At 62.0% G+C, this 12697-nt stretch carries 11 protein-coding genes; 7 read left to right on the top strand and 4 right to left on the bottom strand.

Annotation, left to right across the window (positions count from 1 at the left end):
- Nucleotides 1-77 precede the first annotated feature (77 nt).
- The 3 genes from GOX01_RS08190 to GOX01_RS08180 all read left to right on the top strand — a co-directional run bounded on the left by GOX01_RS08190 (nucleotide 78) and on the right by GOX01_RS08180 (nucleotide 3992).
- A complete protein-coding gene (locus tag GOX01_RS08190) occupies nucleotides 78-1496 on the top strand; it encodes an FAD-binding oxidoreductase (RefSeq protein ID WP_024717105.1) in 1419 nt (472 codons plus the stop codon).
- A gap of 56 nt (nucleotides 1497-1552) precedes the next feature.
- Nucleotides 1553-3055, top strand: a complete 1503-nt coding sequence (gene mqo / locus GOX01_RS08185) for a malate dehydrogenase (quinone) (protein ID WP_011253583.1) — start codon at nucleotides 1553-1555, stop codon at nucleotides 3053-3055.
- A 118-nt stretch (nucleotides 3056-3173) separates the two neighbouring features.
- Nucleotides 3174-3992, top strand: coding sequence for a DeoR/GlpR family DNA-binding transcription regulator (locus tag GOX01_RS08180; protein ID WP_011253582.1), 819 nt, complete (start codon nucleotides 3174-3176; stop codon nucleotides 3990-3992).
- 9 nt (nucleotides 3993-4001) lie between these two features.
- Here GOX01_RS08180 and mntR read toward each other — a convergent pair whose 3' ends face one another.
- Nucleotides 4002-4493, bottom strand: coding sequence for a manganese-binding transcriptional regulator MntR (gene mntR, locus GOX01_RS08175; RefSeq protein WP_011253581.1), 492 nt, complete (start codon nucleotides 4491-4493; stop codon nucleotides 4002-4004).
- Between the two features lie 169 nt (nucleotides 4494-4662).
- Here mntR and GOX01_RS08170 point away from each other — a divergent pair, with 169 nt between their 5' ends.
- Entirely contained in the window at nucleotides 4663-5997 is a 1335-nt protein-coding gene (locus tag GOX01_RS08170; RefSeq protein WP_228119224.1) for an Nramp family divalent metal transporter, read from the top strand.
- Nucleotides 5998-6000: 3 nt separating this feature from the next.
- Here GOX01_RS08170 and GOX01_RS08165 read toward each other — a convergent pair whose 3' ends face one another.
- From GOX01_RS08165 to GOX01_RS08155, 3 genes are all read right to left on the bottom strand, one after another.
- Entirely contained in the window at nucleotides 6001-6957 is a 957-nt protein-coding gene (locus tag GOX01_RS08165) for a glutaminase (RefSeq protein WP_011253579.1), read from the bottom strand.
- Between the two features lie 152 nt (nucleotides 6958-7109).
- Nucleotides 7110-8531, bottom strand: coding sequence for a siroheme synthase CysG (cysG, locus tag GOX01_RS08160; protein ID WP_011253578.1), 1422 nt, complete (start codon nucleotides 8529-8531; stop codon nucleotides 7110-7112).
- A gap of 139 nt (nucleotides 8532-8670) precedes the next feature.
- Complete coding sequence (locus GOX01_RS08155) at nucleotides 8671-8916, bottom strand: hypothetical protein (protein ID WP_011253577.1); 246 nt, start codon at nucleotides 8914-8916, stop codon at nucleotides 8671-8673.
- A 208-nt stretch (nucleotides 8917-9124) separates the two neighbouring features.
- Between GOX01_RS08155 and GOX01_RS13140 the strand changes: the two genes are divergently transcribed.
- The 3 genes from GOX01_RS13140 to GOX01_RS08145 all read left to right on the top strand — a co-directional run bounded on the left by GOX01_RS13140 (nucleotide 9125) and on the right by GOX01_RS08145 (nucleotide 12695).
- Nucleotides 9125-9250, top strand: coding sequence for a hypothetical protein (locus GOX01_RS13140; protein WP_255314064.1), 126 nt, complete (start codon nucleotides 9125-9127; stop codon nucleotides 9248-9250).
- A 48-nt stretch (nucleotides 9251-9298) separates the two neighbouring features.
- Complete coding sequence (locus GOX01_RS08150; RefSeq protein ID WP_011253576.1) at nucleotides 9299-9886, top strand: HD domain-containing protein; 588 nt, start codon at nucleotides 9299-9301, stop codon at nucleotides 9884-9886.
- Nucleotides 9887-10040: 154 nt separating this feature from the next.
- The gene (locus GOX01_RS08145; protein ID WP_062269468.1) at nucleotides 10041-12695 is read left to right on the top strand and encodes a TonB-dependent receptor; all 2655 of its coding nucleotides are present in this window, start codon (nucleotides 10041-10043) and stop codon (nucleotides 12693-12695) included.
- Nucleotides 12696-12697 lie beyond the last annotated feature (2 nt).

Below are 12697 nucleotides of genomic sequence, written 5' to 3'. Positions count from 1 at the left end.
CATATTGATCCGAAGATATTTCCCAGGGCTCCGATCCGGCTTATGAAGGGCATCCTTTCTTCATGCCGGAACCAGTCATGACCGCCTCTTCCGCCTCCGCTCCGGACCGCCTTCAGGCCGTTCTCAAAGCCCTCCAGCCCGTCATGGGTGAGCGGATCAGCACGGCACCCTCCGTTCGCGAAGAGCACAGCCACGGCGAGGCCATGAATGCCTCCAACCTGCCCGAGGCGGTGGTGTTTGCTGAAAGTACTCAGGATGTCGCAACCGTCCTGCGGCACTGCCATGAATGGCGCGTTCCGGTCGTGGCGTTCGGCGCTGGCACGTCCGTCGAAGGTCATGTCGTGCCGCCCGAACAGGCCATCAGCCTCGATCTGTCACGCATGACGGGGATCGTGGACCTGAACGCCGAGGATCTGGATTGCCGGGTCCAAGCCGGCATCACGCGCCAGACGCTGAATGTTGAAATCCGCGATACGGGCCTGTTCTTTCCGGTCGATCCGGGTGGGGAAGCTACGATCGGCGGTATGTGCGCCACCCGCGCCTCGGGCACGGCCGCCGTACGCTACGGCACGATGAAAGAAAATGTGCTGGGCCTGACGGTTGTTCTCGCGACCGGCGAAATCATCCGCACAGGTGGCCGCGTCCGCAAATCGTCCACCGGCTATGACCTGACATCGCTGTTCGTCGGCTCGGAAGGTACGCTCGGGATCATCACCGAAGTCCAGCTCCGTCTGCATGGGCGTCCAGACAGTGTTTCGGCCGCGATCTGCCAATTCGAAAGCCTGCATGACGCCATCCAGACTGCCATGGAAATCATCCAGTGCGGCATCCCCATCACCCGCGTGGAACTGATGGACAGCGTGCAGATGGCAGCTTCCATCCAGTATTCCGGCCTGAACGAATATCAGCCGCTGACCACGCTGTTTTTCGAGTTCACAGGCTCGCCCGCAGCGGTACGCGAGCAGGTCGAGACGACCGAAGCCATTGCGTCCGGCAATAACGGGCTTGGCTTTGCCTGGGCCGAAAGTCCCGAAGACCGCACCCGCCTCTGGAAAGCGCGGCATGACGCCTACTGGGCGGCCAAGGCCATCGTTCCGGATGCGCGCGTCATTTCCACAGACTGCATCGTCCCGATTTCCCGTCTGGGCGAACTGATCGAGGGCGTGCATCGCGATATCGAGGCCTCCGGCCTGCGCGCGCCCCTTCTGGGCCATGTGGGGGACGGCAATTTCCATACGCTCATCATCACGGACGACACCCCCGAAGGGCATCAGCAGGCCCTCGATCTGGACCGGAAGATCGTAGCCCGCGCCCTTTCGCTGAACGGGTCGTGCAGCGGGGAACATGGTGTCGGCATGGGCAAGCTGGAGTTTCTGGAAACCGAGCATGGGCCTGGAAGCCTCAGCGTGATGCGCGCCCTGAAGAACACGATGGATCCGCACCATATCCTCAATCCCGGCAAGCTCCTTCCGCCCGGTGCTGTTTACACGGGCTGAGCTTTCGGGGATCTTTCAGCCGCCTTTCTTTCCAGTCCCTGCCGGATTTCAGCATCATGCCGTCACTCTCCAGCCTCTGCCCCGATATCGTCCTGATCGGCGCCGGGATCATGAGTTCCACGCTTGCCGCCCTGCTGCGCGAGCTGGATCCGTCGCTCTCGATGGTGATGTTCGAAACCCTCTCCGACTGCGGGCAGGAAAGCTCCTATGCCTGGAACAATGCCGGGACCGGACATGCAGGCAACTGCGAACTGAACTACACACCCCAGCGCGCGGATGGCAGCGTCGATATCTCCAAGGCGCTGGCGGTCAATACGGAATTCGACCTCTCCCGGCAGCTCTGGGCCCACTGGGTGCGTGAAGGCCGGATTGCCGATCCGGCCGCGTTCGTTCAGCCCTGCCCGCATATCAGTCTGGTCTGGGGTGCGGAGAATGTGGCGTTCCTCAAGGCTCGCTATGAGGCCATGGTCGCCCATCACTGCTTTGCCGACATGGAATATACCGATGATCCGGCGGTCATCGCGCAATGGGCTCCGCTCGCCATGGCAGGCCGCGATACAACACAGCCCGTCGCGGCCACGCGCATCAGGGAAGGCACGGACGTCAATTTCGGTGCCCTGACCCACGCCCTGACCGCATCGCTCAAGACAGACCGCAGTGTCTCCATCCACTACAACCATCGTGTTACGGATCTGACCCGAACCGAGGATGGCCGCTGGCGCGTTACGGCAACGGACACCGAAAGCGGCCACGCCATAACAGTCCTGACGCGCTTCGTGTTCATTGGCGCAGGCGGCAATGCCCTGCCGCTTCTTCAGAAATCCGGCATCCCCGAGGCGACACATTACGCTGGCTTCCCGGTCAGCGGACTCTGGCTGCGCTGCACCGACCCGGCCATCACACGCCAGCATCACGCCAAGGTTTACGGCAAGGCTCCCGTCGGCTCCCCGCCCATGTCGGTCCCGCATCTCGATACCCGCGTGATCGACGGGAAATCCTGCCTGCTGTTCGGGCCTTATGCCGGTTTCTCGACAAAGTTTCTCAAGAGCGGATCGTGGACGGATTATTTCCGCTCCCTTACGCCGAAAAACATCATCCCTGCCCTGACGGCCGGAAAAGACAATCTCGGCCTGCTGGACTATCTCGTAAAGCAGGTCATCCAGACCAACGAGGCGCGTTTTCAGGCCCTTCTGGACTTTTATCCGACCGCACGGCCAGAAGACTGGAGCAAGGTCGTGGCCGGCCAGCGGGTGCAGATCATCCGTCCCGATAGCGGCCTGCATGGCAAACTCCGCTTCGGCACCGAACTCGTCAAAAACGCCGACCGCTCTCTCGTCGCGGTGCTGGGCGCCTCTCCCGGTGCGTCCATCGCAGCATCCGTAGCGCTTCAGGTCGTGCAGGGCTGCTTCCCCGAGCGGCTTGTCGAGGGCGACTGGCTGCCCCGTCTGCGGCAGGTTTTTCCCGCCTATGGCGTGGATCTGACGCAGGATGCAGCCGCCTGCGCAACGCTTCGCCGGGACACGGCGCAGGTCCTGGGCATTGCGAGTGAGGCCGGATGATCACCTTTTTGGGGCCGGATTGTGTTCATGAGGCGTTACAGACCTGTTCCGGCCTGATATGATGAATGTGATTTTACATTCATCTGTTTGCTTTCACGCTCAGGAATCGATTTGAGACATGACTGATGGTCCGGGCTCCGTGATCCCCACCGCCTTGCCGCAGAGTTCAAAACGACGGGATAATTCGGCCCGCCAGAAACAGATCCTCGACGTTCTTCTCGAAACCGGCAGTGCTACGATCGAAGGTCTGGCCGAGCGTTTCGATGTCAGCCGCATGACGATCCACCGCGATGCGCATGCGCTGGTCCAGCAGGGTCTGATCGACAAGCTGCATGGCAGCATCGTTCTGCGCAACAAGGTTACAACACAGAAAACCGTCAATTTCCGCCGCTCGCGCGCGACGGATCTCAAGGACGCCATCATCCAGCGGGCCATCTCGCTGATCCAGCCCGAGCAGGTTCTGGTTTTGGACGATTCCACAACCGTTGCCGCGATGCTGCCCCTGCTCCCGGCCCTGGCACCACTGACGATCATCACGAATGCCGTCGGCGTGATCCAGGCACTGTCGCCCTATCCCAATCTGAAGCTGATCTGCCTTGGCGGCGACTATAACCCGCCGCGCAATGCCTTCTTCGGTCTGGTCTGCGAGCAGGCGGCGCAGTCGCTGCGGGCGAACATGATGTTCCTCTCCACATCCATCATCCACAACGGAACCGCGTTCCAGAACGATCAGGACGTGGTGAAGGTCAAGCGGGCCATGATGGACATCGCAGATCAATGCGTCCTGCTGGTGGACAGCACGAAGTTCCGCAAAGGCGGCCTGCACCGTCTGGCATCCCTGTCGGAATTCGACCGGGTTCTGACGGACTCCCATCTCAAGCCGTCCATCGCCAAGGCCTTGGCGCAGGAGGACGTGAAGCTCGAAATCTGCACCTGATTCCCGTTCTCAGGCGTCGGGCAGCGCCTGCATGAACTGTTTCAGATTTCCGCGAAGCGCCTTTTCGAACAGGGTCAGGGTTTCGCTCCCGACGTAATGCTCCACGCCTTCGGCATCGACGCGGGCATTTTCCTCGCTCACGCCCAGCGCCAGCAGGAACGCTTCCACGATCCGGTGCCGGTGCCGCGCCCTGTCCGCCATGTCCTGCCCGGCAGGCGTAAGGAAAACACCCCGATAAGGCTTCTGCGTCACGTAGCCTTCCGTCGCAAGGCGGGCGAGCATCTTCGCAACCGTCGGCTGTGACACGCCCAGACGTCCGGCGATATCGACCTGCCGGGCCTCCTGCCCTTCGGACAGCAGATCCGAGATCAGCTCAACATAGTCCTCGACCAGCACATTGCGTCGCGCCTCGCGGTTGGCGCGGAACCCTTCGGAATGGGTTTCGACGTCAGGCAGCGTCTCTTTGGGCGCGATATCCCTGAGACGTCTTTTCCGTTCCATGCGCCGTCCTGTGCCTCCATGCAGAAAACATTATTCACGGCGGAATAAAACATTCCCGACATGTATGCCAGTAGGATCCATCACGTTTTCCCGATATCCCGGTTTTTCATGAGGCTCATCAATATAGCATGTTGAATATTCATTCCCGATGGGATTGAATACACCCCTGATGTCCGACGCCCCCTCGCCCCACACACCATCCCCGGAGATGCGCCCGAGCCTGCCCGATGCCTTTTCCAGCATCCGGGTTCCGGGAGCGGATGCGTCCTGGTTCAGACGCTTCCTGGCTTTTGTAGGGCCGGGCTTCATGGTGTCGGTCGGCTATATGGACCCGGGCAACTGGGCCACGGACCTGCAGGGCGGGTCGCGCTACGGCTATACCCTGCTCTGCGTCATCATGCTGTCGAACCTGATGGCCATCCTGCTTCAGGCGCTTTCCGCACGCCTCGGGATCGCGACCGGACGGGATCTGGCGCAGGCGTGCCGGGATCATTTCTCACCGGCTGTGAACATCGTGCTGTGGCTGGCGTGTGAACTGGCCATCATCGCCTGTGATCTGGCGGAAGTGATCGGCACGGCGGTGGCGCTTCAGCTTCTGTTCGGCTTGCCTCTTCTGGGCGGCGCGCTGCTCTCCATTCTGGACGCACTGATCGTCCTGCTGCTGATGAACCGGGGCTTCCGGTATCTGGAAGCCTTCGTCATCGCGCTTTTAGGCATTATCGCGCTGTGTTTCGGCATCCAGCTCATCGCCGCAGCCCCGCCCGTACACAGCATTCTGGCCGGCCTCCTTCCTGATCCGAAGATCGTGACGACGCCGGGGATGCTCTATGTCGCCATCGGCATCATTGGCGCCACGGTCATGCCGCATAACCTGTATCTGCATTCCTCGATCGTGCAGACCCGCGCTTATGAGCGTACGCCAGCCGGGCGGCGGGATGCGATCCGCTGGACAACCTGGGACAGCACGATTGCCCTGACGCTGGCGCTGTTCATCAATGCGGCGATCCTGATCGTAGCGGCCGCAGCGTTCCACACTTCCGACCATCAGGACGTAGCGGAAATCCAGGATGCCTACAGGCTGCTTTCCCCGATCCTGGGGCTTGGCATGGCGTCCACGCTGTTCGCGCTTGCCCTTCTGGCAGCAGGCACGAATTCGACGATTACCGGCACACTGGCCGGGCAGATCATCATGGAGGGCTTCCTGCACCTCCGCATCCCGCACTGGGCCAGACGCCTTCTGACCCGCGGACTGGCGATTGTGCCCGTGGCCATCGTTACGCTGATCTATGGCAACCGGGGCGTGGGCGATCTGCTGATGGCCAGTCAGGTCATCCTGTCGCTGCAACTGCCCTTTGCCGTCATACCGCTGGTCATGTTCGTCTCGGACCGCCGGAAAATGGGCGAATTCGTGATTTCCACCCCTGTCCGCATCCTGTCCTGGGGTGTTGCCGGGCTGATCCTGCTGCTGAACTTCAAGCTGCTTTACGACACGCTGGCAGGCTGAAGATCAGGTCGGATTGGCGACCCACGGGTTTGCCCTGAAGACGGACCATCCCGTGTGCTGCACGAGCCGTTCCAGCGCACGGGTCCCCAGCAGGGAGTTGCCCTGAGCATTCAGGCCCGGAGACCAGACGGCAATGGATGCCACGCCCGGCGCAATGGCGAGGATGCCGCCCCCAACGCCGGATTTTCCCGGCAGTCCGACACGGATGGCAAAGGCGCCGGAGCCGTCATAATGGCCGCACATCATCATCAGCGCGAGGATGGTCTGGGCATTGCGCTCCGACATGATGCGCTCGCCCGTAAGCGGGTTCCGGCCGCCCGTCATCAGACAGGTCCCGACCTGCGCCAGCTGGTGGCAGCTCATGGTGAGCGCGCACTGATGGAAATAGAAATCCAGCGTGTCCTCGACCACATTGCGGATATTCCCGAAGGTCCGCATGTAGTTCGCCAGCGCCATGTTGCGAAAACCGGTCTCACGTTCCTGCCGGGCGACATCGGTATCGATGTCGATCGAGGACGGATCGCTCACCAGCGGACGCAGGAACTCCAACAGGCGTGTCTGGGCATTCTCGCGGCCATAACGCGAGACCAGAATGTCAGCGATGACGATGGCGCCCGCATTGATGAACGGATTGCGGGGAATGCCGTGTTCGTTTTCAAGCTGGACGATGGAATTGAACGCGCTGCCCGACGGCTCCTGACGCACCCGCCCCCACAGTTCGTCCCCCATCGCATTAAGCGCCATGCTCAGGCTGAAGACCTTGGACACACTCTGGACCGAGAACGGGACTTCCGCATCTCCGACCGTATGCGTCTCTCCGTCCATGCCCACAACGGCCATGCCGAACCGGTTCAGATCCACCCGTGCGAGCGGGGGAATGTAATTGGCGACCGTGCCCCGTTCGGAGGCCGTGCGCATCTCCTCTGCGATCGAGACGATAATGGACGCAACTGTGCTCATGGGGCCCCGGACTGTGAAACGCGATGTGACTGAAAGAACAGGAGTTTCACAGGCAGGTGAGCCCGTGAGCAACCCGCAGGATCATACGGAGCGATATGCATTCAAAGCATGGCTGAAAGAGTATGTCTTCCAGCCATGCAGACCCCGTCACCTCAGGGCGAAACGACCCGGTGCCGGACGACCTGCCCGACGATCACCAGCGCGGGCGATTTCACCTGCGCTTCGGCCGCCTGCTGCGCGATGGTAGACAGCGTCCCGGTGAAAACCCGCTGTCGCGGCTGCGTGCCCCGCTCCACGATCGCCACCGGCCAGTCAGCCGGCAGTCCTTTTCCCAGAAGTCCGGCGGCAAGCTGCGGCAGGGTCGAGATGCCCATATAGATCACTACCGTCTGGCGGCGATCGGCCATGTCGTCCCAGGGCAGATCCAGAACGCCGTCCGCCTTTGCATGTCCGGTCACGAACAGGCAGGCCTGCGCGCAGTCCCGATGCGTCAGCGGAATGCCGGAATAGGCTGCGCAGCCATTGGCCGCGGAAATGCCCGGCACCAGCCGGAACGCAACACCGGCTTCGACCAGAGCTTCGATTTCCTCACCGCCACGCCCAAAAATGAACGGGTCCCCGCCCTTGAGACGCAGGACGCGCTCGCCGCCCTGTGCACGTCGGACCATCTCGCGGTTGATCTCGTCCTGCGGCAGGGCATGACGATCCCGCTGCTTGCCGACGAAGACGAGTTCGGCGTCCCGGCGCACCATGTCCAGCAGGGCTGGCGAGACCAGATTGTCATAGAGTACGGAATCCGCATTCTGCATCAGGTGCAGCGCCTTGAGGGTCAGCAGATCCGGATCACCGGGACCCGCCCCCACCAGCCAGACTTCTCCCGACTTGCGCTCCCCGTCCAGCAGCACCTCCAGTCGCGCATCCGCCCGGCTTTCATCACCAGAGCGCGCGGCTTCCGCGCCGGGACCATCCAGAAAATCCTCCCAGATGCGTTTGCGGTCCTGAACATTGGGATAGCGCCCCGAGACGAACGCCCGGCGGGACTGCATATAGGTCGCCAGGCGCCCCGTGCCTTCGGGCAGCAGTGTCTCGATCTGTTCGCGCAGGCGGCGCGCCAGAACGGGGGCCGCGCCTCCGGTGGAGACGGCCACGCGCACCATGCCCCGACGCACCTGAGCGGGCGTGATGAAACTGGAAGGTCCGGGATCGTCCACGGCGCAGACGGGGATATTCAGTTCGTCAGCGAGAGCCGCGACCTGACGGTTGGTGTCCCGGCTGTCGGTCGCGGCATAGACCAGCCGGCAGCCCGGAAGCAGACGGCGCAACACCGCCTCATCCGCGCGTTCGCCCACATGGCGCACCCTGCCGTTCTCGACCCAGCCCTGCACGGCCGGGTGCAGTTTTTCGGCCAGGACGTCGATCCGCGCTCCGTGATCGAGCAGCAGCCGTCCCTTGTTGACGGCGATTTCTCCGCCGCCCACGAGCAGGACCCGCGCGCCCGAAAGACGGATGGAAATAGGAAACCAGCCGCCGTCCTGAGGGGAATCCGGGCTGGAATGGTGAGGCTGGGTGTTCATCGAGGCACGGATTTTCCGGATCGGGGGAGACGCTTGCGTGCCGCATTCAGCGACAGGCCGGCCGGAAGGTCAAATCCGGCAGTTCCGTGCCTTCAGGTTGCGGGACGTGCCTTTGCCCGGCACGTCCCGGTAGGCGCTGTTACCAGCTGCCCTGTCCCCCCTGACCGCCGCCCATGCCGCCGCCATTCATGCCGCCCATACCCTGGCCGCCACCCATGCCCTGACCACCCATACCCTGGCCGCCCATGCCACCCTGGCCGTAACCGCGGTCGTCGCCACGATGATGGTGATGGCCGCCGCCGCGACGGTCATCGTAAGGGCCGTCACAGGCGGTCAGAGACTGGGTCAGGCCAGCTCCGAGAGCCAGAGCAAGAATCTTTTTCATAAGATGCTCCATCAGCAATGTTTCGGTGCCGAGGATGCCCGATGAAATGTGGTATTCTCAAGGACAGGAACGTAACGGACAATGACAGAACGCGATTTTGCGCAGATATTCCGGCAGACGGATGCGTGGAAATGCTATAACCGTTCGCGAACAGAGGTCCTGTTGACTGGCGCTCCCGGACTGCACTTCTTTTCAGGAAAGAGGTTTCATGGCTCAGTTGATGGTGAAAATCTTCAAGTCCATTCAGGAGGGACCCGGTTTTCTTGTGTTGCTCGGGCTTCTGGTCGCTGCGGTCTTTGTGGGATATGAAGTCCTGCATGCGCTGGTCGGATAAGGCTTTCGCTACCGCCGCGATGCGCATCGCCACAGACAGGACCCCAGCATGACAAAAGGCGATCTTGAAAAGCGTCTCGACTTTCTCCGGGAAGCGTCGCGCCTCAAGGACATCCTGAGGCGGACCTACACCCATGGCGGCCAGACCGAGAGCACGGCGGAGCATACCTGGGCGCTCTGCCTGCTGGTCATGACCTTCGCCGACCAGCTTGAAGGCATCGACCTTCTGAAGCTGCTGAAAATCTGCATCCTGCATGATCTCGGGGAAGCCATTCACGGTGATGTGCCCGCGATCTCGCTGCACGCCTCGGCCAACAAATCCGCGCAGGAGCGCGAGGATCTGCTGACGATCATGGCGCCGCTGCCGAACGAGCTTCAGGCCGAGTTTCTGGCGTTGTGGGACGAATATGAAAACGCGGCCTCTCCCGAAGCCCGGCTGGCCAAGGCCTTCGACAAGATCGAAACAATCAGCCAGCATAATGCCGGTCTCAATCCGGATGATTTCGACCATACGTTCAATCTGACCTATGGCCGCAAATATACCGATGCCACGGAACTGACGCGCCGGATCCGCGCCATTCTCGACGAGGAAACGCGGCGGAACATGATGCGCAGCCGGAACATGGTTCCGGGCTGAACGGCCCTTTATGCTCGACACCGTAACATAAATCCGCCAGAAACGGCTCCAAATGGCCTTCCGCTGTTACGATATCCTTACAGATTCGTGACATTCTGCATCGGATGCAGACGTTCCAGGCCCGCACCAGACACAGGAGCCGGCAGACGCGCGCATGCCAGATCATGACCTGAAAACCCCAGCAGCACCGGCACGGCCGGGGCTGCGTCCGGCTCTCGGTCTTGTCTGGGGCCTCGGCAGCCTCCTCTCCGCTCCTTCCGCCCTCGCGCAGACCGCTGCGAACACCCCCACCACGCCGTCCACCACCCAGAACAGCGCCGCGACCGTGACCACGTCCACGACCTCCATCAATGGCGGCGAGAAAATCGAGGTCAAAGCCCATAAACCCGCCAGCGCCGTGCTGGGCGATGCCAAGCCGATCATGCAGATCCAGGCCGATGAAATCCGCTCTTATGGCGTCGATACCGCAGCGGATCTGCTAACGGCCATTGCGCCGGAAACCCGTTCAGGACGTGGCGCGACCGGCAACACACCGGTCGTCCTGCTGAACGGCAAGGGCATTTCGGGCATGCAGGAAGTCAATGACCTTCCCTTCGAGGCCATCGCGCGGGTAGAGATCTTCACCGAGGAAGAGGCCCTGCGCTACGGCTATCCGGCCGACGAGCGCGTGGTGAACATCATCACCGTGAAGAATTTCCGGGCCGTGCGGATGCGGGCCTATGGCAGCACATCCACGGATGGCGGCGGCGATGATGGCGTTCTGGGCGCCAGCTTCACGAAGCTCTCTGGAGAGCGGCGAATCAATCTGAGCGCGCGCTATGAGGCACAGGCGCGCCTTCTGGACAGCGACCGCGGCATCACGCCCCCTTCCGCCAGCAGTCTCTATTCCAATGCCGGCAACGTCACATCCACGGATGGCGGCAGCCTTGATCCGGCGCTTGATGCGCTTGCCGGACAGAGCGTGACGTCTGCGGGCGTACCGTCGCTCGCATCGGGGCAGATTCCGACCCTTCAGGATTTCACGACGTATGCCAATGCACCGCATGTCAGTTCAGACGCATCGGATTACAGCCTTCAGCCCAGAACGCATGAACTGAACCTGAACGGTGTCTATGCGGACCAGATCTTCAAGGACGTCTCGGCCTCCTTCAACGCCAGCTACACCCACAGCAATTCCGAAAGCCTTCAGGGACCGGCCCGCGGCATCCTGACCCTCCCGTCCGGCAGCCTGTACTCCCCGTTCTCGCAGGACACGCTTCTGTACCGGGACTACACCAACGTCTCCGCGCTTCAGCAGAGGTCCCATACGGATTCCGTTCATGCCGGGGTGAATTTCAATGGCGACGTGGGGAACTGGAAGTGGAACAGCACCGGAAGTTTCGACCGCTCCACCACCGCGACCAACAGCCAGACCGGGCTTGATCTGAGCGCCGCCCAGACGGCGCTGACGGAGGGACTGGTCGGCTTCGATCCGTTTTCGGAAGTGGACCGAAGCTGGCTGAACAGCCGGCTGGTCAATCAGGGCCATACCACCGGCACGACCGGCAAGATCAGCGGTCTGGTCTCCGGCTCGCTGTTCTCCCTGCCCGCCGGTGATGTCTCGACCAGCATTGCCCCCACCGGAACCCTGACCGAACAGAACGCGACCTCCATCAGCCAGGGCAAGCTGCAGCGCACCCATATCAGCCGCGATGTCGGCACCCTTCAGATCAACGGCGACATTCCCATTGCCAATGCGCGCAAGCATGTCCTGTCGTTCCTGGGAAAGCTGGATGCAAACGTCAACGGCGCCGTCAGTCAGGTGTCCCATTTCGGCACACTCGGGACGATCGGCGGAGGCGTGACCTGGGAGCCTGTCCCCTGGATCCAGTTCCCCTTCTCCGTGACCGACCGGACAGAAGCCCCCAGCGCCACCAGTCTCGTCGCGCCGCAGATCGAGACCCCCAACGTCACGACCTATGACTATGTCACGGGACGCTCCGTGCAGGTGACAACCATCTCCGGCGGCAACCGGAACCTGCGCGCGGCGGACCGGCACGAGATCAGCATCGGCACGATCCTTTCCCCGACTTTTCTCGAAGGCGCGCGGCTGCATGTAAATTATGTCCGGGACCGCAACCACAACCCGGTCATGAGCCTGCCAACCGCAACGGCGGCCATCGAGGAAGCCTTTCCGGACCGTTACCAGCGCAATTCGGACGGGATTCTGGATGTCGTCGATATCCGCCCCGTCAATGCGCTCATGGAAAAGCGCAATGAATGGAATGCGACTTTCTCGTTTTCCAGACCGCTGGGGAAGAAGCCCGAAGGAAAAGGCGGCAAACATGGTGCTGGAGGCCGGTATTACATCGTTCTGACGCAGGTCTGGCGCCTCAAGGACACGGTGCAGCTCCGGTCGGGCCTGGCGCCAATCGATCTGCTCAATGGCGGGACGATCGGCGGCACCGGCGGTCAGCCACGCCATGAAGTCGAGCTTCAGGGGGGCGTGTTCAAGAACGGCCTAGGCTTCCGTCTCGTCACCAAATGGCAGTCCGCAACCTCCACCCTCGCCAGCACCCACGCCAACAGCCTGTTCTTCAGCGATCTGGCGACCGTGGATATGACGGCCTTCGCCGATCTGGGAGAAATCCCCCGCTGGCAGAACCGGAACTGGGCCAAGAATTTCCGGGTCATGGTCTCGGTCAGCAACCTGTTCAACAGCCGCATCCGCGCCCGCAACGGCTCGGGCATCACACCCGCCGGCTATGAACCGGCCTTTCTCGACCCGCTCGGACGGACCATCTCGTTTTCCATCCGCAAATCGGTCTGACC

Origin of the sequence: Gluconobacter oxydans (assembly GCF_006539685.1) — a bacterium.
GTDB lineage: Bacteria > Pseudomonadota > Alphaproteobacteria > Acetobacterales > Acetobacteraceae > Gluconobacter > Gluconobacter oxydans.
The sequence above is the reverse complement of the archived record's forward strand: the minus strand, read 5'-3'. Positions and strand labels throughout refer to the sequence as shown.